Below are 23006 nucleotides of genomic sequence, written 5' to 3'. Positions count from 1 at the left end.
GGAGCAAGCAAATGAACGAAAATGCATCTGTTGCAGAAATAAAGTCTCTGGATGAAGACGAAAAACTCCGCGGATATTCCGAAACTCTGCATAATCTTCGAAAAGACGGAGTGAACAAAATTGCCGACTTGAAGCAGGAAATTTTCTCGCTGAAAAAAAGCAAGATGATTGATTCTGCCGAAAAACAGCGTTTAATTTCAGAAAAAAAAGAAGGAATTGAAAAAGCAAAGGAAATCGCGGCAAAAAACAAGGCGGAAGAAATCCGTGTTGAAAAAGAAGCCGTTGCCTATGCGAACACAATTTCAAAGGAATACATCGCTCAGGTTGTTCGCTCTGAAAATGAATCCATTGCAAAGCATAAGCAGGATTTTGCGCAGGAAATATTGAAGATAAAATCTGAATCCGCGGAAAAAGAAAGCAAGCTGAAATCTTCTGGAATGGATTCCGCCGCTTTAAAAGAAGAAATTGCGACTCTGAAATATGAAACAAAATCAGCTTTGTTCGATGCAAAAAGCCGCTTGTCTTCCGCAGTTGGAAGATGCAAGGACGCAAAAAATCAGGCATTTGTAAATCATGTTCAAAAAAACAGAAGCCTGCGCAACGGAAAAAACAAGTTTTCAGAAGACTTTGTGCTTAACTTGAATGACTATATTTATAAGTTCAAGCTTTCAAAATTTTTCCTTGACAACGGACTTTACCTTGCGATTCTTGTGTTCTTTATAGTCTGCATTATTCTGGCTCCTATTTCTGGAAACGGAAATCTTCTTTCGCTTCCGAACATATTTACAATCCTTGAACAGTCTTCAACCCGTATGTTCTATGCTCTTGGAGTTGCGGGGCTTATTCTTCTTGCCGGAACAGACTTGAGCGTAGGCCGAATGGTTGCTCTTGGCGCGGTTGTTACAGGACTTGTGCTTCATCCGGGACAGAATATTGTCACTTTCTTTGGAATGGGACCTTGGGATTTTACTGCGATTCCTATGGCAGTTCGCGTAATAATGGCTTTGTTTTCTTCTGTGTTCCTTTGTGTGCTTTTCAGCGCGTTTGCCGGCGTTTTTTCAGCAAGGCTCAAGATTCATCCGTTTATTTCAACTCTTGCAACCCAGCTTATCATATACGGACTTTTGTTCTTTGGAACAAGCGGAACTCCAGTCGGCTCAATTGACAGCGGAATCAAGGATGTTTTCGGCGGAAGATGGGTTCTTGGAGTTATAAACGGCGAGCTTGTTACGTTCCCTAAACTGATTATTCCTGCCGCGATTGCGATTGTTGTCGCCTGGTTTATCTGGAACAAGACGACGTTCGGAAAAAATATGTATGCTGTAGGCGGAAACGCAGAAGCTGCAAGTGTAAGCGGAATCAGTGTTTTCAAGGTAACTTTGGGCGTGTTTATTATGGCAGGAATTTTCTACGGATTCGGCGCGTTCTTTGAAGCTTTCAAGGCAAACGCAAGCGCAGGAACAGGGCAGGGCTATGAGCTTGATGCTATTGCGGCATGTGTTGTCGGCGGAATTTCATTTAACGGCGGAATTGGAAAAATCGGCGGCGCAGTTCTTGGCGTTATAATTTTCACAAGCCTTACTTACTGCCTTACATTCCTTGGAATTGACACGAACCTTCAGTTTGTATTTAAGGGATTTATAATTATTGCGGCGGTTGCGCTTGACAGCATAAAATATCTTAAGCGGAAATAGCTGCAGAATTGTAAATAAATTTTTGTCTGAATAACTTTCCTCCAATTTTGCACCTTTGGGGCTTTTAGCTTCAAGGGTGCGTTTTTTTTGTGATTTGATTCTGATTTATTTTGAAGCCTGAATTTTGATTTTATATTTTATTGTCATTATCGGGCTTGACCCGGTAATCTATTCGAAATTTGGAACAATAAATGATTTAAAAATAAAAAAAGACACTAAGAAAACTTAGTGCCTGCTTGGGGAGTGAAGGATTCGAACCTACGAAGGAAAACCAACAGATTTACAGTCTGCCCCCTTTGACCACTCGGGAAACTCCCCGACTCAAGCTGCTTGTAGGACTTGGACCCACGACCCCGAGATTACAAATCACGTGCTCTACCAACTGAGCTAAAGCAGCAGATAATCAACTTGCGTTTAATCAAGCCGATGAAAAGACTATATACTATAGCGCATTTTGTGTCAATATCTTTGGTTTAAAATTCGCTATTTTTTTTGATTTTTCTTAATCAGGTGAAAATAATAAAATTTGTTAAATCCATATTTGTGTGTTATAATTTTTCAATAAAAAAACTTCATTTAATTTGGGAGTACAGATAAATGCCGGTTTCGCCTTATATAAAGGAAACAATGTCTAGCAAAACTGCTGGCGTAATTAGAAAAATGTTTGAGGAAGGTCTTGAACTTAAGAAAAAATACGGAGAGGACAATGTCTTTGATTTCAGCATAGGAAATCCAGATTTGGATCCGCCGGAAGAAATTTTTAAGTGCATAGAAGAACTTGCAAAAAAGCGTGAAAAAAATTTCCATGGATATATGCCGAATCCTGGCTATCAGTTTGCAAGAGAGGCAATGGCAAAAAAAACAGAGGCGGAGCAAGGCGTTCCAGTTGACTTTAGCTGCGTTGTAATGTCTGTTGGCGCGGCTGGAGCTTTAAATAGTCTTTTCAAAGCGATTGTTTCTGAAGGCGACAATGTTATTGTTCCTGCTCCATTTTTTACAGAATACAGGCATTATGTTCATAATTACGGCGGAAATTTAATTGAAGTTCCTGCAAAGCCTGATTTTTCGCTTGATGTTGATGCGATTGCTTCCGCTTTGACAGAAAAAACTGCCGCTGTTCTTATAAACAGTCCGAACAACCCGACTGGCCGCATTTATTCAAAGGAAGAAATAAAGAAGCTTGCTGATGCTCTGGAACTTCATGCAAAAAAATGCGGAAGAAAACCGTATCTTGTATGCGACGAGCCTTACCGCGCGATTGTTTACGACGGAAATTCTGTTGCTCCAGTTTTTCCAGTTTATGACAGCGCAATTATTGTAACTTCATTTGCAAAAAATTTAAGTCTTCCGGGAGAAAGAATCGGCTACATTTGCGTAAATCCTGCCTGCCCCGACAAGGATGAAGTTGTCGCCGCTTGTATTTTTACAACAAGAATTTTGGGCTATGTAAATGCTCCGGCTTTTTTTCAGCGTGTGGTTGCTGAAACTTGGAATGTAAAAGTTGACTATTCTCTTTACAAAAAACGCCGTGATATGCTTATGGATGTGCTGGACGAAGCTGGAGTTGAGCATATTGTTCCAGAAGGCGCGTTTTATATGTGGTGCAAAGCTCCTGACTCTTTTGGCGCGGACGATATGGCTTTTTGCGATTACTTAAAGAAATACAATATTCTTTCTGCTCCGGGAAGCGGCTTCGGCGGAAAAGGATGGATTCGGCTTGCGTACTGTGTGAGCGAAAAATCAATTGAAAATTCAAGAAAAGCTTTTGTAAAGGCAATGAAAGATTTGGAGGAAGAAAAATGAAAATTTTAATGGTTACAGCAGAAACAGTTCCTTTTGCAAAAACAGGCGGACTTGCGGACATGGTGAGCGCGCTTGCAATTCAGCTTACAAAAATGGGGCATGACGTAAAAATTGTTATGCCGCGCTACTATAAAATCGACAGAAGCAAGCTTGTAAAACTTGAAGGACCTATGGCGATTGCCGCTGGAACTGTTGAAACTTGGTCTGCAGTTTACACAGCAACAATGCCGGGCTGCGAAAAACTTCCGGTTTATTTTATTGACCATGAGCAGTGTTTTGGAAGAGACGGAGTTTACGGCGTTCCTTCTGAAACTGATTTCCACGACAATCCTTATAGATTTGCTGTTCTTTGCCACGGAGCGTTTCAGCTTTGCCGCAAGCTTGGCTGGTTTCCTGATATAATCCATTGCCACGACTGGTCAACTTGTCTTGCTCCGGTTCTTTTAAAGCATGTTTGCCGTTACTGCGGATTTGAAAAAACTGCGAGCGTTCTTACGATTCACAATCAGGGCTATCAAGGCCAGTATTCAAAAAATTCTTTTCCAGCTCTTGGAATTGACTGGGGACTTTATTATGGCGCGGGCTTTGAGCATGACGGCGGAATAAATTTCTTGCAGGCAGGCGTTTCTTCTTCCGATATGATAACGACTGTTTCGCCGACTTATGCGCATGAGATTCAGACTGCGGAAGGCGGATTCGGAATGGACGGACTTTTGCGCGCAAGGGCTGATGTTATAAAAGGAATCTTGAACGGCGCGGATTTGCGTCAGTGGAATCCGGAAATTGACAAGAAAATTCCTGCGACTTATTCAGCAAAAAATATGGCTGGAAAAGCAAAATGCAAGGAAGAGCTTCAGAAAAAAATGGGTCTTGAAGTAAATCCTGAAATTCCCGTCATTGGAATTGTTACGCGTCTTGTTGACCAAAAGGGCATTGCTGAAATTTTTGCTCCGACTTACGGTTCGATTTACCAAATTTGCACGGATATGAAAGTTCAGTTTGCAATTCTTGGCAGCGGAGAAAGCTGGTGCGAAAACGAGATTTGCGCCTTGCAGTCAAAGCTTCCGAACCTTAGAGCCTACATTGGATATGACGACGCTTTGAGCCATCTTATTGAAGCCGGAAGCGATTTCTTCCTTATGCCTTCAAAATATGAGCCATGCGGTTTGAACCAGATTTATTCAATGCTTTATGGAACTTTGCCAATCGTAAGAAAAACAGGCGGACTTGCAGATACTGTTGATAACTACAATCAGCAGACAGGTGATGGCACTGGATTTGTATTTGAGCAGCTTACTCCTCGTGCTATTTATGATACTGTTGGCTGGGCTGTTTGGGCGTATTACAACAAAAAAGATCATATCAAAAAAATGCAGCAGGCAGGAATGAAAAAAACATTTGGCTGGGATGAAGCTGCTGAAAAATATGTTCAGGTTTATAAAGAAGCTTTGGAACGTGGCTGCGGAATAAGACAATAAATTCTTAGAGCCGGTCAACTGAATTTTTCTCTTGAACTGGCTCTGATTGCTAAACGGCGCGCAATATGATAATCTAAACTTCACTTTTTTTAACTTGAGGAATCAAATGGCAGACGAAGAATTTGACAGCAACAAGACTTTTTTGGCGTCAGTGGAACGCTCAAAGCAGATAGAAGCAGATATTCAAGTAAATCCGCAGAAATACAGGGTTCTTACAGGCGACCGTCCGACTGGAAATCTTCACATCGGGCATTACTTTGGCTCTTTGCAGAACAGAGTGCGCCTTGCAAAACTTGGCGTTCCTACAATGATTCTTATTGCGGACTATCAGGTTCTGACCGACCACGATGCGTTTGATAAAATCAGCCAGAACACAAAGCAGCTTGTAATCGATTATCTTGCCGCCGGAATTGAGCCTGGTGAAAATGTTGTAATTTATCCGCACAGTTATATTCCGGAATGCAACCAGCTTATGCTTCCATTTTTGACTTTGGTGAGCAATGCGGAGCTTTCAAGAAATCCGACTGTAAAAGAAGAAATTGCCAGCGCGGGACTTACAAACGTGAACGCCGGAATGTACACATATCCGATTCATCAGGCTTGCGATATTCTTTTCTGCAAGGGAAATGTTGTTCCTGTTGGAAAAGACCAGCTTCCGCATATTGAGCTTACACGGAACATTGCAAAGGCTTTCAACCGGAAATTCTGCAAGAACCGCGAGCCTGTTTTTCCTTTGCCGCAAGCATTGCTTTCAAAAACACCGAGCATTCTTGGTTTGGATGGAAGCCAAAAAATGAGCAAGAGCCGTGGAAACGCGATATTCCTTTGCAGCACCGAAGACGAAACCGCCTCTCTTATAAAGAAAGCGAAAACTGATTCAGAACGCGTCATAACTTATGACCCTGTAAACCGCCCGGAAGTCGCAAATCTTCTTATGCTGATTTCTCTTTGCACAAAAGAAGAGCCGGCTGTTATTGCTGAGCGGATTGGAGAAAAGGGAAGCGGTGAGCTTAAAAAAGTTCTTGCTGAAGCCTTGAATGAAGAACTTCGTCCATTAAGACAAAAACGAGCCGAACTTGAAAAAAATCCTGACTATATAAGACAGGTTCTTCTTGACGGCGTGGAAAAAGCGCGCGCAATCGCCATAAAAACTTTAGACGAAGTTCGCGAAGCCATGAACATGAAAATTTAACTTTAACTGTTCCAAAAATCCTGCTGCAAAAACGGCAGGATTTATTTTTAGAAAATGAAACTTTATTTTCGCAAAATGCTTATTTATTTTAAAATTCCAAAAAATTGACGTATTGTATTGCATTTTGTATCATATAAAATAGAGGCAAATATGAATTGTGAAGTCAAAGAACTTTCCATGTCTGACGGAAATGTAAATTTTGTTTATCATTGGATTCCGGCGGAAACTGAAGCTGTTGTGGTTTTGAGCCACGGAATGGCTGAACACGCTGCACGTTATGCTCGTTTTGCGGAATTTCTTGGAAAGAACAAAATTGCGCTGATTGCAGAAGATCACAGAGGACACGGAAAGACCGGTTTGAAATCTCAGGCTGACGGAACTGGAACGCTTGGTTTTCTTGCGGATAAAGACGGATTCAACCGGGTAACAGAAGACATTCACGAAGAAATTTTGTATGCAAAAAAACTTTTCCCCGGAAAAAAGATTTTTCTTTTGGGACATAGCTTTGGCTCGTTTATTGCCCAGAATGCAATTGAAAAATATGGAAATGAAATTGACAAGGCTGTTATTTGCGGAACTGCTGGACCTAGACCTTTGACTGTTGCCTTTGCAAATTTTATCGGCGGAATTGTAAAGTTTTTTGAAGGCGCAAAAAAGCAAAGCCGTTTTATGAATCTTTTGACTTTTGGACTTTCAAATTCAAAAATAAAAAATCTCCGCACAGATTTTGACTGGCTTTCAAGAGACAAAGATGAAGTTGACCTTTATATAAAAGATGAGCTTTGCGGTTTTGATGCTACAAATGGATTTTTGTGCGACATATATTCAGGATTGCGCCAGATTCACAAAAAAAGCAGCATCTTGAAAATTCCAAAAGAATTGCCAGTTTTTCTTGTTGCTGGAACTGCTGATCCTGTCGGCTCTTACGGAAAAACTGTAAAAAAACTTTTTGACTGCTACAAAAAATCCGGCATGAAAAATGTTTCAATGCGACTTTATGAAGGTGCGCGCCATGAGCTTTTTAACGAAATAAATCGCGAAGAAGTCATGGACGTCATTCTGCGTTTTTTGCAAAGCTAGTTTTCCTGCTCTGAAACGTCCTGCTGAATGTGAAGCCTTCTGGTTCTTTTTGCGCGTTTTGTTTTTACTTGAATTCCTGCGTCCTGCAAAAGTTTCCGAACTGCAAAATCAAGTTCTGTTCTCTGCGGATTTATCGGAAGCACAAAGTTTCTGCAGATTGCCCAGGTTCTTTTGTAAATTTCCGATGCTGAATATTCGCTTTGGGCTTCTAGTTTCCAGTCAGTGAGCTGCTCAACAAAATCCTTTAAAAGAAAATAAAGCCGCTCGCCAAGCCTAGAATCATGGTCTTGCTTTACGAACTCATCGAGTTTTTTTAAATTTTCAAAATATGCCTTTGCGAACTTTTTATTTTCAAGAATAAGGTTTGAGGCTGCCGGCTGAAGATATTCGTACAAATCAGTTTCCAAAGCCGCATTTACAATTTCAAATGAATGTCCGCCGTTTATTATTTTTAAAAATTCCTCTGTGAGCCTTGAAGGAGAAACTGGCGACAAAAGCGGGGCAGATGTTCTGATTTTCTTTTTTAGCTTGTGCGGAAGCTTGCAGCCTGTTGTAGCTCCGTACTTTACGGCTCTTATCATTCTTACGGGATCTTCTATAAAAATTCTGTCGATTGGAATTACAGGTTTTACAATTCCTTTTTTTATGTCTTCAACTCCGCCAACATAGTCGATGACTTGCTGCTTTAAAGGATCGTAGTAAAGCGCGTTCAATGTGAAATCACGGCGCAAAACATCTTCATCCATTGATCCGAATGCGTTTCCGATTGAGCCGTCAATAATCGAGCGGAATGTGCTGACTTCAAAAATTTTTGTTCCAAAGAAAACGTGCACAAGCCTGAATCTTTTTCCGATTATGCGTGAGTTTCTGAAAATTTTTTTTATGCGGCTTGGAGTTGCGTCTGTTACAATGTCAAAATCCTTTGGCGTTCTTCCTCCAATAAGATCTCTTACAGCTCCTCCGACAATGTAAGAGTCAAAACCGTTTTTCTTTAAGCAGTCAATGATAAAAATAGCGTCCGGGTCTATTGATTCCCGCTTTATGCAATGCTCGTCTTTTGTATAAACAACGGCTTTTTTTACAGGATTTCCTTTTTCATCTGTAGAATATCTAACTAACACAGTGCGACTATTTTAATGTTCAAATGTTTTGAAGTCAATTACCCGAAAATCATTCGCAAAATGCAGCGGACTTTAAAAACTGTTTTATTTGTTTACCGTTATTTTGTCTATTATTATGCTGACTTCTTCAATTAAAATTCCTGTGTATTTTTCAATGTTTTCGATTATGTATTGTTGCAGGCTGTGAATTTCTCCTGTGAGCTGGCGGCCGAACGGAACATCGATTGTGATTATGAGTCTGTACCCGTGGCTGTCTGTTTTTATTGAAAGTTTTTTTATTCTGATTTCCTGCGAGAATTCGTTTATGCAGTGCATTGCCATCTGGCTGAGCGCGGCTTCTGAAATTTCAATTCTGCCTTTTTTGCTGAACTCTGGAGTTACAATTGATTTTTCCATTACGGAAGTTTCTTTCTTTAAAAATTTCAGCTTGCTTTTATTTGCAATGTCCCTGAGCGAATCATGGAAAATTTGCGAGTAGCTTTTTTTTACTTCGATGGCCGGAACTGGAATTACGTGCTTGCCTTCGATTTGCCTTGAGCGGATTGCCTTTTCGATTTCTTCGCGGTTTGCAATGTCTTCGATTTTGATTATTTTTGACGGCAACGGAATCTGAAGCCTTGTGGCGATTTTTCCTGCCATTTTTTCGCTTGTTCCGATTATGAGAAGTTTTTTTATTTTGTTTTTTTGAAGGGCTTTGGCAACATCGTCGCGGTGCTGCTTGTCATCAAAAAGCGCGATTCTTACAGCTCCCATGTATGTTTTTTCGTGCTTGGCAGTTTTTCCCGCAAGAATTTTGTCGTCCTTTATAAGAAGCCCGTCGTCAATAATCGCCTCGATTCCGTACTTTTGGGCAAGAAGCTTTGCGCGGAAACTTTTTCCTGTTCCGCTTTCACCGACCAGCGCGAAAACTGTAAGACCTGTATGCAGCATTTTTGAAATTAAATTCATATATTAAATTATAAATTCAGCAGTGGGAATTTTCAAGAAATTTTCTATAAATTTTTTAAATAAAGGCGGAATCTCTGCGTAAATTTCATTTGGAAGCAAAAGAGGATTGTCTTTTGGAAATTCCAGTTTCCAGGCGTGAAGAAAAAATCCGCAGCTAGAAAATTCTCCGTTTGGAATTTTTGTTCCGCCGTAAAGTTTGTCTCCCAAAAGCGGAAAACCGCGGCTTGCGCAGTGGATTCTAATTTGATGCTTTCTTCCGGTTTCTATCTTGATTTTTGCAAGTGAAATTTCTTTTCCGTAGAAAGTTCCTTGCGCGATTTTTTTTACTTTTGTGCAGGCAGGTTTTTCTGCAATTGTGTCATTAATCGTAAATTCATTTTCAGGAAGAAAATTTTCAACAATTGCAAGATAAGTTTTTTTTATGCTGTGATTTTTTATATTTTCCGAAAACCATTTTGCGCCTTGCAAGCTCTGTGAAAATGCGACAAGTCCGGTTGTGAATTTGTCAATTCTGTGAAGCGGTCCCGGCCTGAATGAAAGGGAAGATGTTTTTGTGTTTTGCGCGACAAAATCAGCGAGGCAGAAACTTGAATTTTTTGAAGGCTGAACTTCAATACCGCTTTGCTTGTTGATTATCCATAAATGTTCGTTTTTAAATGCAGTTTGAACTGAAATATCGCCATGAATTTTTTGCGCTGAATTTTTTTCAGTTTTATTTTTGCTGGCTGCATTTTCTTTTAGCAAAAAATCCGCTATGAAAATTTTGTCTCCGATTTTGATTCTGTCTTCTGGAGCTGACTTTGCATTGTTCAGTTTTATCAGCGTTTTTCTTATGAGCTTGAAAATATTTTCGGGCTGAATTCCTTTCGATTCAAATATTCGTTTTACGGCTTTGTCCAGCCGTCTTCCGTTGTCGTCCTCCTTCGCTTCAAATTCTATAAATTCCATGCGTCGATTATAGAATAATTTATGCTTATATGCTATAATTCTTGCCATGAATTTAAAGGAACAGCTCCATTTGTTTTTTTCTCAGCCTGCTTTTTTGGCGTGCTTATTCAGCTGGCTGTCTGCTCAACTTGTAAAAACTCTTATAAAGCTTTTCTCTGGAAAAGTTCATAGTTTAAAAGAATTGTTCGAACTTCTTTTGTGGCGTACAGGAAGTATGCCGTCTAGCCATTCCGCGCTTGTAGCTACGCTTTGCACTACGATTGGCTTTCGTTCTGGCGTTAACAGCGATGTTTTTATTCTTTCACTTGGTTTTTATTTGGTTACAATCCGCGATGCCGTTGGAGTTCGCCGCGCAAATGGAATTCAGGCTGCAATGCTCAACAAAATAGGTCGTCTTCTTGCTGCAAAAAATATAATTGAAGAAGTAAAGCCGATAAAGGAAGTTCAGGGCCATACTCCGGCGGAAGTCATTATCGGTTCGTTGCTTGGCTTTTTTATCGGACTTGCGTTCAGTGTTTAAAATGAAGCCTAGCAAAGTAAAAATTTCATTTTCGATTGCGGCGGTTTGTTCCGCTTTTATTTTTCTCTTTGCATTTAGGAGCATTCCAGTTTTTAGAATTTGGGACAGCTATAAAGTTGTTTACGCTGACAAATCTATTCCAGAGGAAAAAGTTCTTTCGTGCCTTGAAAACGCAGGCTGCCAGAATGTTATAAGTCTTGGCCGCCAGCAGATTCCGTTGGTTTCAGACTTTACGCCGGTTCTTCCAGATTCTTACAATGAATATTTGAAAAGCCGGCTTGGATATTTTTTTGACTATTCAAAATCTTTTTTGCTTTATTATATTCCGAATGGCTCAGGCCAGCAGATTATAAAAGCCTTGGAAAATCTTTCGCAGGAAAACGGGCTTCAGGCTGGAATTGATGGAATTCAGCAGTATCCGTTTGCAGTTCCAGTTGTTTGCATTATAGTTTTTTTTACTTTTTTGTATTTGTCTAAAAACAAAGTTCCATTTTTTTTATCAGCTTGCTTTAGCTTGCTTTTGTCTTTTTCAAAGCCGTTTTATCCTATTGCGGCGGCGGCTGTTTTGTATATGCTTTCATGCTATTTGGCTCAGCGGATTTGGGGAAGAAAAAAAGCTTTTTCTGTGCTTAAAAAAAATCCGTACTTTATAATTCCGCTTGCAGTTTCATTTTTGATTGCCTTGCTTTCTGGAGCGCAGGAAGGCTTCCTTATGATTTTATGCGGATTGGCTTCTTGCTCAGCTCTTTTTCTTTTGGGAACTTTTGAGGCTTTTATGGATTCAAGAAATTCTTTTAAAACCGTAAAAATTTTTTCTGCGCCTCAGCTTCCGCTTATGTATCCTGCGACGGCTTTCCATACGCTTCTTTGCCTTGCGCCTTTGCTTGTTTTGCTTTTTTGTTTTATTTTCGCTTCTAATTTCAGCTTTGCTTCTGGAAAAAATGTTTCGCTTCCTGTTCCTGTTGAAGCTTCTTCGGAAAGTTCAATTCCTTCGCTTAAAGATTTTTATTGCTGGGCCTGGAATGTTGAGTCGTTTCCGTATAAAAACTTAAACAAAAATTCCGGCTTTGAAAATGTGCAGGAGGGAAGCGTTGTTTCTGTTCCGCGCTTTGAAGAAAAAAACGGCAGAATTTTTCAGGCGGATTCAATTGTGATGAAATTCAATTCGGATTTTAAAAATCGCATTGATAAAAAAGTTGAATCTCTTGGCTACAATGCGATTGAAAAGCTGATGTTGAAACAAGGAGAGAATACGAGCGTTGCTTACAGCTCAAAGGAAAATGTTTCCAGACGGCCTGACGGATTCAGCGCAAGTTTGATTTTGTCATGTCTTTTTGTTCCGGTTTTTCTTTTGCTTTTGTACGTAATAAAATCGAACCGGCGCAGAAGTTTGTAAGCTGATTTTTTTGAAAAAAGTTTGCTGCCTGTTTTTTACGGACAGCTTTGGGAAAAAAGATAAATGAAGACTGTGAATAATTTTGTTTTGCCTGGACATCCGATGTTTCAGGATTCTGTAAGAGCTTTTTTGCCGCGGAAAGTTGTAATTCCGTTCAGGCAGTCGAGCGAGGCGGAGTATTCCTGCGGATTTCAGCCGGGCGACATTGTGAGGGAAGGACAGATAATCGCCTCTCCAAAAAATTTTGCGGACGGCGCGAACATTCATTCTTCTGTTCCGGGAAAAATAGTTTCGATTTTTAGATGCACGCTTCCTGATGGAACTTTGGGAACTGCTGCGGAAATTTCTACAGACGGCGCATTTTCATATCTTGGAAAAAAGCTTCCTTCTGTTGACTGGAATTTTTTGAACACAGAAACTTTACTTGAAGAATTTAAAGTGAAGGGAATTGTAAACACATTCAGCAAAAAAACTGAATCTCTTTGCGCCCAGCTAGCCCGCGGAAATCTTGTAAAAGAACGTTTCGTAATTGTCAGAATGTTTGACGAAGATCCAAGCCGATTTACAGACAGCTTCATTGCAAAAAAAATTACTTCGGAAGTTGTTCAAGGCGCGTTGATTTGCTGCAAGGCTTTTAGCGCGAAAGGAATTGTTTTTGTTTTGCCAAAGAAATCTGACATTGAAATTTCCGCAGAGATTTTTGGCAATGTTTCTTTTTTATGCGTAAATGCCGACACAGAAAAATATCCTTGCGGCTTCATGCAGAATTTGATTAGAACAATCCGCAAGTCTTCCAAGAATTCAGAATTTTCAAAAGTAAACAGCAAGTGCCTTTTCTTAGATCCTGAAACTGCATTTTCAGTTTTTGAAGCTGTCGTAAAAGGAATTCCTGTTATTGAGCGTTACGTCCATGTGCATGGAAGCTGCTTGAAATCTGTTGGAATGTTCAAGGCAAGAATCGGAGCTTCCATAAAAAGTCTTGTTGAGCAATGCGGCGGATTTAAAATTCCTCCTTCAAAAATTGTTGTTAACGGAATGATTACAGGAATGGCGGCTTCAACTTTGGATATTCCGATTACAAAATCTATAAAGTCTTTGGAATTTGTTCCGGCAACGGAGCTTTGCGTTCAGGATGAAAAAAACTGCATAAGATGCGGAAAATGCCGAAACGTCTGCCCGGAAGGACTTTCGCCTGATTTGCTTTACAAGCATCTGGTTGAAAACTATCATCTTCCAAAAGAACTTTGCGCTACAAGCTTGCTCTGTTCCCATTGCTCGGTTTGCAACAGCGTTTGTCCTTCGCGCCTGCCTTTGAGCCAGACAATAGCTTTGTTATAAGGAAAAAAAATGACAAATACAGAATTAAAAAAACATTGTGCAAGAATAACTTTGAATCCGTTTGCAAGCGCATCTTATTCACTTGGAACAATTTCGTTTGTGATGATTGCGCTTCTTCTTGTGCAGGTCGCTATGCTGGCGGTTTCAAAAAGCTTTGATTCTCTTGTTGTGCTTTTATTTGCGTTGCTTGCCTCGGTTTGCGCGGAAGCCGCTTTTTATTTTTCTAAGCAGACTGAAAAACATACTTGGAGAATTTCTGTAATTCAAGGCTTGATTGCAGGACTTTTGATTCCTTCTGTTTATCCAGTCTATGCGGTTTTTGCCGTTGTGTTTTTTACTTTGCTTCTTGGAAAATTTGTATTCGGAAACTTTGCTTCGTCCTGGGCTAATTTAGTTGCGCTTTGCATTGTTGTTTTGTATTTTTTGAATCCTTCTGCGTTTCCTCCATTTGCTGTTTCTGCGCAGGATCTTCAGGCAAGAAATGCGGCTCTTTCTCTAATTCAAAATGGAACAGTTCCTTTGCTTGAATTGGATTCTTCGATTACAGAATTTTTGAATAGCTACATATTTAAATTTTTTGGAATTTCAATTCCAGATGGATATGTGAGCTTGTTTTGGGACAATGGTTCTGTGATTCCGGCTTTTAGATTCAACTTTATAACTTTAGTTTCTTCCATTATATTGATTTCGTTTGACATGGTGGATTACGTTGTTCCTGCAGTTTTCCTTTTTGTCTATTCATTTTTGGTGAGATTTTTGCTTCCGTTTTTTATAGGCGGAATTCCATTTCAAGGCGACATCTTGCTTGCTCTTCTTACAAGCGGAACTTTGTTTTGCACGCTTTATCTTTTGCAATGGTACGGAACTTTGCCAATGACTTTGTGGGGAAAAATTCTTTACGGAACTTTTGCCGGGCTGATTGGCTTTCTTATAATCGGAAGCGGAACTTCTTCTGCAGGATATGTTTTTTTGATTCTTGTTATAAATTTGATTTCTCCTGTGATTCAATTTTTTGAAGATAAAAAGCTGTACGAAAATGTCTCCAAAAAACTTGTTCCGCGCCTAAAGGAAATCAGCGAGGTTTAAAATGCTTGAAGATGAAATTGAAACTGTAGACAAAGAAAAAAAACTTTTTTATAAAACGCTTCTTATAAAGTGTGGAATTTTCTGCGGAATCCTTGCGGGCTTTTTTGCAGTTCTTGTTTTGTTCACTTTGCTTGGAAGAAATTCCTGGAAGAACAGACTGAAAAAAGAAACGGCTCAAGTTCTAAAAGACAACGGAATTGAAAATATTCAGCTTGGAAACTGGGTAAAAATAAAAACAGCGCTTACAGTTTCAGCCTCTGTGTATGAAGCGATTTCTGAAAATGCTGAAAATGAAATGTATGCCGTGATTATTCGTGTTCCGACTTTGTACGGACCAGTTCCCGCTGTTTACATTTTTTCAGATAAAAGCGGAGCGCAGTTTGTCGGTTTTTCGCATATTGCAGGAAAAACAAATTCTCATATAAAAGCGAATTCAGAAAATTCTCAAATTGAATACTGGAAAAATAAAATTCCGGCGATTCTAAATTCAAAATTTTCCCGCTGAATTTGACTGCTTTTTTGGAAGGTTAAAATGAAAAAAAACGAACTTTATATTTACATACCGCTTTCATTTGCGCTTCTTCTTCCTGTTCCCGGAAGATTTGCTTATGGACTGATTATGGTTTTTCTGCTTTACCTTATGTCTGTGTGCGGAATTCTTTTTAAAAAGTTTGCTGTTAAATTTTTTAACGCGGAACTTCACAATGTGATTGTAACGATTATGCTTGTTTCTCTTTGCATACTCGTCCGTCAGCTTGTGATAATTTTTTCTCCTTTGACAGCATTTGTTTTGGGAATTGCTTTTTTTATGCCGGCTTTTACATCTTTTATTCTTGGAAACTTGTATTCTTCTTCTAGCTTGCCAGTTCTTTTTGAACTGAAAAATGTTCTTGTAAAATGCAGTTTCTTTTGTGTATTTGCGCTTGTGTTTTTCTTTATAAGAGATGTCTTTGGCTACGGAACAATTTCTTTTCCTTCTTCAAACGGAATTTTTGAAATTCAGATTTTCAGTGCGGAAAATAAAATTTTGCCTTTTTCATTTTTAGCTTCAATTCCTGGAGCAGTTGTTCTTTTGCTTTTATTCAATGCATTGTTTTTCAAAATAATTTCATCTTTTGAAATCATAGAAACTTCGCAGGTGGACTAAAATGTTTTCAGTTTTTTTCTATTATATTTCTTATGCGTCTATAGTTTTAGTTTATGGAATTGGAATGGAGCGGGCGGTGTTCCTTTCTGGAAATAAAAATCCGCTTTGGCTAAAAGCTATAAAAATGCTTATAACGGCAAGCTCTGTTTCAGCCTTGTCTTATCTTTTTGTGAATTCTCTTTTAGCTCCCGCTGAACTTGCGGAGCTTTATCCTTTTGCGGTTCTCTTGATTTTTATTCCTGTGTCGGTTTTTATAGAAGCAATTATCAGAATAACTACAAAAATCAGCGCGGTTGAATTTTCAATTTCGCTTCTATTTATTTTTGTTGCCATTACAGAAAGCTCTTCGCTTGCAGAATGTGTTTTTATAACTTGCATCTGTGTTCTTTCATTTTTTATTTTTATACCTTTTGTTTATTCTCTTTGCAGAAAATTTGATCTTTACGGCGGAAAAACTGAATGCTCAAGAAATAATTTTATTCTTGCAAGCATTGCGATTATCATGCTGATTCTTTTGTGCTGGAATGTTTCATGGCTGAATAAAGGAGTTTTTCAATGGTAGCGGCGATTCTTTTTGGACTTCTTTTTATAATTGTTGTTTCCTTTGTCTGTGTTTTTATTTTTTACATTTTGTCTCCTTCGCTAAAAAAACAGGAAATTCCTTTTGAAAATTCTTTGATTTCCGAAACAGAGCTTTTGGAAAAATCTAGCTTTGAAGAATTTCCTTCTGCTACAGAAAATAAAGCTGTTGTGCTATGTTCGCCTGAAAAAAATTGCGGAGAAAAAAGAATTGATTATAACGGCCCTAAAAACTGCGCTTTATTCTTTTCAGTTTTTGATACAGAATACAATTGCAAATATATTTGCGCAGGATTTGGAGACTGCGTAAAATCTTGTCCGCGCGGCGCATTGTCTGTAAAAAATAAAACAGCAGTTGTAAGCAGTCTTTGCAACGGCTGCGGAAAATGCATTGATTCCTGTCCGCATAAAATTATAAAGCTGATTCCTGCCGCCACAAAAAAAATTGCATTGTGCAATTCGCCTTTCTCTGAAAAAACAGAATGCTCGGAATTTCTTGCTGAAAAAGAAATTTTGCCTTTGGACAAGAGAGGCTTTAAATTCTGGAAAAAGTGCTATACAATGTTTTGCAAAAGGTAAGCTGCTTTAATGAAAAGTAAATTCTGTCTTGTTCTAAATGCTGATTTAGAAAGTTCTGATGAAACTGTTTTGCTTGAAAAAAACTATCAGAATGTTTTTAAACCATTGCTTTCATTTTTATATTCTCATAAAGATTTTTTTCTTACTATTGGATTTTCAGGACCGCAGCTTGCCCATTACGAAAAAAAACACCCAGAATCAATAGAACTTCTTCATGAGCTTTCCTCTAAAAGACAGATTGAAATAATCGGCGGCGGATATTATTCTCCGATTTTTCCTTTGCTTTTGCCAATGGACAGAAGCGGTCAGATTGAAAAAATGAATTCGCTTGTCCGCTCAACAATTGGAAAACGTCCGTGCGGAATGACTTTGTTCGGAAGCATTTGGGATTTCTGCCTTGTTTCAACTTTTCAGTCGTGCGGAATGGAATATATTTTTCTGGACAGTTCTCTTGTTCCGAAAAAACATTTAAAGTGCTGTCCGCTGATTGCAAGCGAGCAGGGAAGAAGCATAAAAATTTTTCCGTCCTATAAAAATTTAATTCCGCTTGAAAATGAATCTTTTGAAGAATGGACTTCAAGAATAAAAACTTTTGCTTCAAAAATTAAGCCTGAGCAATTTTCTTTTTCAGATGATTTTTTTGAGCCTGTGCTGTCTCTTTGCTTTTCATTCGAGCAGTTCGCTTCTTTTATGAAATCGCAATGCTTTTCTTCTATTTCTGAAAATGCAGAAGATGTTTCTTTTACAACTCCATATTTGTATTTGAAAAAATCAAAGTGCTTTTCTCCGGCTTATATTCCTGCTGGAATGAACAGTGAAATTTCCAAGTGGAGCTTGATTCCGTTTGAGCAGGTTGAAAACAAAACTGGATTTCCGCCAACAATACATGACTATTTGAATTTGTATTCGCAGAACAAGCGGCTTTATGAGCGTATGGTTTATATCAGTATGCTGGTTTCGCAGTGCAAGGGCGGAGACAAAGTTAGAAAAACTGCATCATCTGAAATGCTTTGGAAAGCGCAGGACGGAACAAATTATCTGTCGCCGGCATTTGGAGTGCCTTCCCCTGCTGAAAAAAGACAAAAAGCTTTTCGCGCTTTGAATGAAGCTGAACGCCTGATTCGTGAAGCTGCAAAAATTTTCAGAGAGTCGCTTACTTCTTTTGACTGCAACGGAGACGGGCTCAACGAATATATTTGCCAGATGGAAAAATATAATGCGGTTGTTTCTTTGCACGGCGGACAAATTTCTGAGTTCAATTTTATAAAGAACGGGGCTAACTATGCGGCAAGCCTTTCCCGGATTGAAAAGTTTGATTCTGGAACGGATTTTTATAGCCGCGGATTTTTTTCCGACCATTTGATTGAGCCTGAAAAGTTTGAAAAATATTTGGCAGAAGAAACAATTGAAAACTGTATTTTTTCTAGTTCGCAGTTTTCAGAAAAAAAACTTGAATCCAAGCGAAAAGAAATTCAGCTTGAAGGAAACGGACTTTTTTCTTCTATGAAGCTTCCTGTAAAACTTAGAAAAAATTTTACTTTTTCTTCAAGCGGAATTACAGTTCAGTATATTTTAAAGAATGAAAGCCCGATTGAATTGAACGCAGTTTTTGCAGTTGAGCTTAATTTTGCTCAGACGCGCTTTGACAAGAAATTTGAAATAGAAAGCCAGTATTCTACAGAAGCTATTTTAAATGAAACACGTCTTTTTTTGCCTGATTCTTTTTATGCCGATGAGGGCATTTCAATTATTCAGGTAAAAGATTCCGCGGATAAGCGCATTTTTGTGATTGAGCCGAATGAAGATTCCGGGCTTAGCTGCGCGATGATTGCATTTAAACGCCCAGTTGACAGCCTTGAGCCAAAAGTAACTTCTTCTACTTATAAAGTCGCCCTTTTTTGGAATATAAATCTTTCCGCCGGAATGGAAAAAGAAAAGACAATCAACTTGAGTGTTATGCCTCTAAAAAAATAACATTAGCGTGAAATCAGGCTATCATCTTCCTGCAAGTTTTTTCTTTAGATTCTTGTAGAACCAGGCGCGAAGTTTTTCTGCTGTCTTATAGAATGCGTACCAGTTTTTCTTTAGAACAACATCGAAGCTTCCTGGCCTGTGAATGAGTTTTCCGCCGAAACCAGTTTTAAAAAGGAACAAGCCGTGCATTGGATGGTTTTTATTTTCTTCTGGCGGACAGCCGTAAAAATCATAAATAGGGCAACCGAATTTTTTTGCGTCGCAGATTGCATTCCATTGGAGCAAGTAAGCCGGCATAAAATTCCGCTTTATATTTCCTGATGCGCCGTAAAGATAAACAGCTTCTTTTTTGCAGAACAAAGTAATAATTCCTGCAAGAACATCTGCTTCATGCTCTGCAAGATAAAGTTTTACAACCGGAGCGTTTGGAGTTTCTGCGCTTGAATTTAACAAGTCAAGATAGTAATTTTTTTGATGAAACTGAACTCCGTCGCGCTCGCTTGTCTGCATGAAAAGCTTAAAAAATTCTTCAAATGCGCTTGGAAAATCAGCGTCCTTTGCGGAATAGGATTTTACTTCAACGCCTTTTTTTGCCGCAAGCCTTATGTTGTATCTCCATTTGCTTTTCATTTCAGAAAGAATTTTTTCTTCGGATTCCAAAAGCGAAAGCAAAACTGTATCAGGCGGCTGTATGTCCGTGGCAGTTTTTTCTATGCTGAAATTTTCTTTGCTAATTTTGTTTTGCTTTAAAAATTTTTTTTCATTTGCAACAAAATTGTTTCTTTCTTCAAGATTTTCAAAATCCAGCGCAGAATCGAATCTTATGCAGATTGTGTTTTGCGGCAGAAACTTGAATATTTTTTTTGAAATTGATTCAAGCTCATTTGAAAATTTCTGGCTAAGGTTTTCTTCATTGCTGGAAAATTCTGGAGCCATTGGAATATACGCTATGCTGAATTTCTTGATTTTCAAGCTGAACGAGCGCACAAGAACTGAAAGACATTTTTCATTTTCCTTGCATTCTTTAAAGGATTCAACTTTGGAAACATTTTCTCCATCAAAGAGAAAAAAATATGTTTTCCAGCCGTGCCTGCCTTTAAAGTCTGCCCAAAATTCTGTTTGTAAAAAACGTTGCTCCTGATTCTGCATTTTGCTTTTCCGGTTTTTAGTGAACGTTGCCGTTTTTTGTTTTTACAGTTGAAATTTGTTTTCCTGCTGCGGTCAGAGTTTTTCCGCCGATCTGCACTTTTTTATCTGAAACTTTTATTTCAACTGCAAAAAAGTCTTCCGCTTGAATTTGCTCCGGCTTGGAATTTTCTGATGAGCCTTCAAGAATAACTTTTGTTCCCGGTTCTGCCCAAGGAGCTTCAAGAGGCTCTACGCAGTCTTTTCCGTTTTCATCTTTGTAGTCGGCGGCAAGCAGCATTCCACGGCTTTCAACTCCGCGCATTTTTCTTGGCGCAAGGTTTGAAGCAAGAATTATATGTTTTCCAAGAAGTTCTTCTGGCTTTAGGAAATCGCGCAGTCCGCTTTGGATAATGCGTTCTGTTCCGCTTCCGTCGTCAAGAGTTTCAATGTAAAGCTTGTCGCTTTCAGGATTGTTTTCGACCTTTGTGATTTTTGCAACTTTCAGCTCGATTTTTTTATTGAACCATTCAGCCTGCTTTTCAAAAGGAAGAACTTCAATCTGCTTCTTTTCTTTCTTTTGTTTTTTTTCAGCTGGCTTTGCGTTGCGATCTTTTTGTGTTCCAGAAAATTTCTGTCTGAACGCTTCCATTGTTTTCTGATCGAGAGGAGTAAAGAAAACTTCCGTTGGCGAAACTTCGCTTAAACCTTCTGTGTTTCCAAGATCAGACCAGTCAAGACCTTCCGGCTTTTGCTCATCGTTAAAGCGCGGCTCGCTGATTTTCTTTCCGAAGTAAGACATGATTTTTTCCGCGAACTGCGGCATATACGGATGCGCCATAATCATGAGGTCTTTTATCATGTAGCAAAGATTGTGAATGAGTTTTGCGGCTCGCTCTGGGTCTGTTTCTCTTGTTTTCCACGGCTCTGTGTCTTGGAACGCTTTGTTTCCGATGTCTGAAATTGCAAACACTTCATGGAAGGCGTCTTTTAAGTTTGCCCATTCAAGATATTCAGTTGCCTTTGCCTCGTGTTCTTTTACCTGCGTCCAAAGCTCTTCGTCAACTGGAGCGTCTGGAATTTTTGAATCATAATATTTCTGCACAAAAAGAAGCGTGCGGTTTACAAGATTTCCGAGGTTTCCGATTAGCTCTCCATTGTAACGCTCGCGGAATTCTTTCCAAGTGAACTGATAGTCCTGTTTTTCCGGGCGGTTGTAGAAAATGTAGAATCTCCAAGCGTCTGCCTTGATTCCGCTTTCCTTTGCGTCTGTTCCGAATACGCCTACGCCGCGGCTTTTTGAAAATTTTCCGTCTTCATAGTTAAGATATTCAGTTGAAGACATGTGGAACAATTTTGTAAAGTTATGTCCGCTTCCAATTTGCGAGCATGGGAAAATTACTGTGTGGAACGGAATGTTGTCTTTTCCAATGAATTGGAACAAGTCAACCGGCGACTTGTTTTTTGCTTCTTCACTTTCTTCTGGGAGCCACCAGCTTTTCCAGTCAAATGAAGGCTTGGATGCTGCAATAAGCTCATCGGCAAGCTGCTTTGTTATTGAAATGTATCCGATTGGCGCGTTGAACCAGACATAGAAAACTTTGTTCTCGTATCCGGCTTTTGGAACAGGAATTCCCCATTTTAAATCGCGCGTGATTGCTCTTTCGTTAAGTCCGTCTCTTATCCATGCTTTGGTTATGTTTATTGCGTTGTCTGACCATCTTCCTTCTACGCTTGTTTTGTTCATCCAAGAGTCAAGGTTTTTGCTGATTGAAGGAAGGTCTATGTAAAGATGCCGGGTTTCCCTTATTTCAGGAGTAGAACCGCAGGTTACGCATCTTGGAGATTTTAGCTCAATAGGGTCTAAGAGTGAGCCGCATTTGTCGCATTGGTCGCCTCTTGCATCTTCGAATCCGCATTTAGGACAGACTCCGTGAACATAGCGGTCCGCAAGGAACATCTGGCATGAAGGGCAGAAAAGCTGCTTGTTTGTATGCTCTTTTATGAATCCGTTTTTGTCCAAATCCTTGAACATTGCCTGTGTTATTTCTGTGCATTCTTCATTTGAAGTGCGCCCGAATTTGTCAAATGCAATGTCAAACCATTTGTAGATTTCGTCATGCTGCTTGTAATAGTAGTCGCAAAGTTCGCGCGGAGTTTTCTTTTCTTCAACAGCGCGTGTTTCTGTGGCAGTTCCGTATTCATCAGTTCCGCAGACATAAAGAGTTTCGTATCCACGGCTTCTGCAAAACCTTGCAAAAACATCGGCGGAAAGCATTTGTATTAAATTTCCAAGATGAGGAATATTGTTTACATAGGGAAGGGCTGAAGTTACAAGTCTTCTATTTAAATTCTTAATATTTTCCATAATGTTACAATTATAACAAAATGAGCCTTTGTCCACAAGGGATTTTTGAGCAAAGGAAGAGTTCAATTATTTACATTGGGGATGATAAAACTGTTTTCAAAGATGCTGAAACTGATTCATTGTCTGTATTTAAGTATTCAATTTTATTTTTATAGTTTGTTTTTAATCCTGTTATAAACTCGTCTGCCCAGGATGGTGCAAGTACTTTTACATTTGCAAAGTCAAGCGAAAGTACTTCAGAAGGCTTTAGAGAGTCTAAAATATATGCTTTTGCCATAAGAAAAGCTTCTTTTCCTGCTGGACGAGACATAAGAACCTGTCCGAATTTATCAATTGATAATGTCATGTTGTCCTCTGTTTATATTTCAAGTATTGCAAAACAACCTGTATGGATTATCGGGGCAAGCCCGATAATGACAATAAAACATAAAATTCGACAGTCGGACTAATAATATAAAATTATAAATATGTTATCAATATAAAGTACAACGTGGATTTAAGTTCCGTTATGAAAAAAAATCCGTGTCGCGGATATGTACAAGTCCGCATGGCGGATATGGTTACGTCCGTGGCACGGATATGTACGTGTCCGCTATGCGGATGTGTGAATGTCCGTGGTGCGGACTAAAA

20 protein-coding genes and 2 tRNA genes are annotated in these 23006 nt (G+C 39.1%); 14 read left to right on the top strand and 8 right to left on the bottom strand.

The window, feature by feature from the left end; translation table 11 throughout:
• Positions 1-11 precede the first annotated feature (11 nt).
• On the top strand, positions 12-1694 hold the full coding sequence (locus Q0H92_RS05235) for a galactoside ABC transporter permease (protein WP_296012660.1): 1683 nt from the start codon (positions 12-14) through the stop codon (positions 1692-1694).
• 237 nt (positions 1695-1931) lie between these two features.
• Here Q0H92_RS05235 and Q0H92_RS05230 read toward each other — a convergent pair.
• Together Q0H92_RS05230 and Q0H92_RS05225 are read right to left on the bottom strand one after the other, a co-directional pair.
• A tRNA-Tyr gene (locus Q0H92_RS05230) sits at positions 1932-2012 on the bottom strand.
• Between the two features lie 6 nt (positions 2013-2018).
• A tRNA-Thr gene (locus Q0H92_RS05225) sits at positions 2019-2091 on the bottom strand.
• 200 nt (positions 2092-2291) lie between these two features.
• On the opposite strand from Q0H92_RS05225, the gene Q0H92_RS05220 reads away from it, so the two are divergent.
• The 4 genes from Q0H92_RS05220 (at position 2292) to Q0H92_RS05205 (ending at position 7247) form a co-directional block, all read left to right on the top strand.
• Entirely contained in the window at positions 2292-3497 is a 1206-nt protein-coding gene (locus tag Q0H92_RS05220; RefSeq protein ID WP_296012658.1) for a pyridoxal phosphate-dependent aminotransferase, read from the top strand.
• Positions 3494-4975, top strand: a complete 1482-nt coding sequence (locus Q0H92_RS05215) for a glycogen/starch synthase (RefSeq protein ID WP_296012656.1) — start codon at positions 3494-3496, stop codon at positions 4973-4975. Before Q0H92_RS05220 ends, Q0H92_RS05215 begins: the two co-directional genes overlap by 4 nt.
• 106 nt (positions 4976-5081) lie before the next feature.
• A complete protein-coding gene (gene trpS, locus Q0H92_RS05210; protein WP_296012654.1) occupies positions 5082-6167 on the top strand; it encodes a tryptophan--tRNA ligase in 1086 nt (361 codons plus the stop codon).
• 150 nt (positions 6168-6317) lie between these two features.
• Positions 6318-7247 (top strand): alpha/beta hydrolase, encoded by a 930-nt coding sequence (locus Q0H92_RS05205; RefSeq protein WP_296012652.1) that lies wholly within the window; start codon positions 6318-6320, stop codon positions 7245-7247.
• Here the strand turns inward: Q0H92_RS05205 and pcnB are convergent.
• The 3 genes from pcnB to Q0H92_RS05190 all read right to left on the bottom strand — a co-directional run bounded on the left by pcnB (position 7244) and on the right by Q0H92_RS05190 (position 10264).
• Positions 7244-8368 carry a polynucleotide adenylyltransferase PcnB gene (gene pcnB, locus Q0H92_RS05200; RefSeq protein ID WP_296012650.1) on the bottom strand — a complete coding sequence of 375 codons (1125 nt, stop codon included), beginning with the start codon at positions 8366-8368 and terminating at the stop codon, positions 7244-7246. The genes Q0H92_RS05205 and pcnB overlap by 4 nt on opposite strands.
• 84 nt (positions 8369-8452) lie before the next feature.
• Positions 8453-9316: a hypothetical protein gene (locus Q0H92_RS05195; protein WP_296012648.1), complete on the bottom strand. Its 864-nt coding sequence runs from the start codon at positions 9314-9316 to the stop codon at positions 8453-8455.
• Between the two features lie 3 nt (positions 9317-9319).
• Positions 9320-10264: an RluA family pseudouridine synthase gene (locus Q0H92_RS05190; protein ID WP_296012646.1), complete on the bottom strand. Its 945-nt coding sequence runs from the start codon at positions 10262-10264 to the stop codon at positions 9320-9322.
• Positions 10265-10310: 46 nt separating this feature from the next.
• Between Q0H92_RS05190 and Q0H92_RS05185 the strand changes: the two genes are divergently transcribed.
• The 9 genes from Q0H92_RS05185 to Q0H92_RS05145 all read left to right on the top strand — a co-directional run bounded on the left by Q0H92_RS05185 (position 10311) and on the right by Q0H92_RS05145 (position 18883).
• Entirely contained in the window at positions 10311-10784 is a 474-nt protein-coding gene (locus Q0H92_RS05185) for a divergent PAP2 family protein (RefSeq protein WP_296012644.1), read from the top strand.
• Between the two features lies 1 nt (position 10785).
• A complete protein-coding gene (locus Q0H92_RS05180; RefSeq protein ID WP_296012642.1) occupies positions 10786-12180 on the top strand; it encodes a hypothetical protein in 1395 nt (464 codons plus the stop codon).
• A gap of 63 nt (positions 12181-12243) precedes the next feature.
• Positions 12244-13518 (top strand): hypothetical protein, encoded by a 1275-nt coding sequence (locus tag Q0H92_RS05175; protein ID WP_296012640.1) that lies wholly within the window; start codon positions 12244-12246, stop codon positions 13516-13518.
• Between the two features lie 9 nt (positions 13519-13527).
• The gene (locus tag Q0H92_RS05170; RefSeq protein WP_296012639.1) at positions 13528-14604 is read left to right on the top strand and encodes an RnfABCDGE type electron transport complex subunit D; all 1077 of its coding nucleotides are present in this window, start codon (positions 13528-13530) and stop codon (positions 14602-14604) included.
• Position 14605: 1 nt separating this feature from the next.
• Positions 14606-15109 carry a hypothetical protein gene (locus tag Q0H92_RS05165; RefSeq protein WP_296012638.1) on the top strand — a complete coding sequence of 168 codons (504 nt, stop codon included), beginning with the start codon at positions 14606-14608 and terminating at the stop codon, positions 15107-15109.
• Between the two features lie 27 nt (positions 15110-15136).
• Positions 15137-15751, top strand: a complete 615-nt coding sequence (locus Q0H92_RS05160; protein WP_296012637.1) for a hypothetical protein — start codon at positions 15137-15139, stop codon at positions 15749-15751.
• 1 nt (position 15752) lies between these two features.
• Entirely contained in the window at positions 15753-16313 is a 561-nt protein-coding gene (locus Q0H92_RS05155) for a hypothetical protein (RefSeq protein WP_296012636.1), read from the top strand.
• Positions 16307-16909 (top strand): 4Fe-4S binding protein, encoded by a 603-nt coding sequence (locus tag Q0H92_RS05150; protein WP_296012635.1) that lies wholly within the window; start codon positions 16307-16309, stop codon positions 16907-16909. Before Q0H92_RS05155 ends, Q0H92_RS05150 begins: the two co-directional genes overlap by 7 nt.
• Before the next feature lie 9 nt (positions 16910-16918).
• Positions 16919-18883, top strand: coding sequence for an alpha-amylase/4-alpha-glucanotransferase domain-containing protein (locus tag Q0H92_RS05145; protein ID WP_296012634.1), 1965 nt, complete (start codon positions 16919-16921; stop codon positions 18881-18883).
• A gap of 21 nt (positions 18884-18904) precedes the next feature.
• On the opposite strand, the gene Q0H92_RS05140 is transcribed toward Q0H92_RS05145, so the two are convergent.
• The 3 genes from Q0H92_RS05140 to Q0H92_RS05130 all read right to left on the bottom strand — a co-directional run bounded on the left by Q0H92_RS05140 (position 18905) and on the right by Q0H92_RS05130 (position 22722).
• Positions 18905-20032 carry a peptidoglycan bridge formation glycyltransferase FemA/FemB family protein gene (locus tag Q0H92_RS05140; RefSeq protein ID WP_296012633.1) on the bottom strand — a complete coding sequence of 376 codons (1128 nt, stop codon included), beginning with the start codon at positions 20030-20032 and terminating at the stop codon, positions 18905-18907.
• 16 nt (positions 20033-20048) lie between these two features.
• Positions 20049-22376, bottom strand: a complete 2328-nt coding sequence (gene metG, locus Q0H92_RS05135) for a methionine--tRNA ligase (protein WP_296012632.1) — start codon at positions 22374-22376, stop codon at positions 20049-20051.
• 70 nt (positions 22377-22446) lie between these two features.
• Entirely contained in the window at positions 22447-22722 is a 276-nt protein-coding gene (locus Q0H92_RS05130; RefSeq protein WP_296012631.1) for an STAS-like domain-containing protein, read from the bottom strand.
• Positions 22723-23006 lie beyond the last annotated feature (284 nt).

This window comes from uncultured Treponema sp. (assembly GCF_934725225.1).
GTDB lineage: Bacteria > Spirochaetota > Spirochaetia > Treponematales > Treponemataceae > Treponema_D.
This window is presented reverse-complemented; position numbering and strand designations above follow the sequence as displayed.

Bases quoted from the DNA above. Each gene is read 5' to 3' on its own strand.
- Q0H92_RS05150 (WP_296012635.1), top strand. From the start codon at position 16,307: ATGGTAGCGGCGATTCTTTTTGGACTTCTTTTTATAATTGTTGTTTCC.
- Q0H92_RS05155 (WP_296012636.1), top strand. From the start codon at position 15,753: ATGTTTTCAGTTTTTTTCTATTATATTTCTTATGCGTCTATAGTTTTA.
- Q0H92_RS05160 (WP_296012637.1), top strand. From the start codon at position 15,137: ATGAAAAAAAACGAACTTTATATTTACATACCGCTTTCATTTGCGCTT.
- Q0H92_RS05175 (WP_296012640.1), top strand. From the start codon at position 12,244: ATGAAGACTGTGAATAATTTTGTTTTGCCTGGACATCCGATGTTTCAG.
- Q0H92_RS05235 (WP_296012660.1), top strand. From the start codon at position 12: ATGAACGAAAATGCATCTGTTGCAGAAATAAAGTCTCTGGATGAAGAC.
- Q0H92_RS05215 (WP_296012656.1), top strand. From the start codon at position 3,494: ATGAAAATTTTAATGGTTACAGCAGAAACAGTTCCTTTTGCAAAAACA.
- trpS (WP_296012654.1), top strand. From the start codon at position 5,082: ATGGCAGACGAAGAATTTGACAGCAACAAGACTTTTTTGGCGTCAGTG.
- Q0H92_RS05190 (WP_296012646.1), bottom strand. From the start codon at position 10,264: ATGGAATTTATAGAATTTGAAGCGAAGGAGGACGACAACGGAAGACGG.
- Q0H92_RS05170 (WP_296012639.1), top strand. From the start codon at position 13,528: ATGACAAATACAGAATTAAAAAAACATTGTGCAAGAATAACTTTGAAT.
- Q0H92_RS05220 (WP_296012658.1), top strand. From the start codon at position 2,292: ATGCCGGTTTCGCCTTATATAAAGGAAACAATGTCTAGCAAAACTGCT.
- Q0H92_RS05140 (WP_296012633.1), bottom strand. From the start codon at position 20,032: ATGCAGAATCAGGAGCAACGTTTTTTACAAACAGAATTTTGGGCAGAC.
- Q0H92_RS05130 (WP_296012631.1), bottom strand. From the start codon at position 22,722: ATGACATTATCAATTGATAAATTCGGACAGGTTCTTATGTCTCGTCCA.
- Q0H92_RS05185 (WP_296012644.1), top strand. From the start codon at position 10,311: ATGAATTTAAAGGAACAGCTCCATTTGTTTTTTTCTCAGCCTGCTTTT.
- Q0H92_RS05145 (WP_296012634.1), top strand. From the start codon at position 16,919: ATGAAAAGTAAATTCTGTCTTGTTCTAAATGCTGATTTAGAAAGTTCT.
- Q0H92_RS05195 (WP_296012648.1), bottom strand. From the start codon at position 9,316: ATGAATTTAATTTCAAAAATGCTGCATACAGGTCTTACAGTTTTCGCG.
- Q0H92_RS05180 (WP_296012642.1), top strand. From the start codon at position 10,786: ATGAAGCCTAGCAAAGTAAAAATTTCATTTTCGATTGCGGCGGTTTGT.
- metG (WP_296012632.1), bottom strand. From the start codon at position 22,376: ATGGAAAATATTAAGAATTTAAATAGAAGACTTGTAACTTCAGCCCTT.
- Q0H92_RS05165 (WP_296012638.1), top strand. From the start codon at position 14,606: ATGCTTGAAGATGAAATTGAAACTGTAGACAAAGAAAAAAAACTTTTT.
- Q0H92_RS05205 (WP_296012652.1), top strand. From the start codon at position 6,318: ATGAATTGTGAAGTCAAAGAACTTTCCATGTCTGACGGAAATGTAAAT.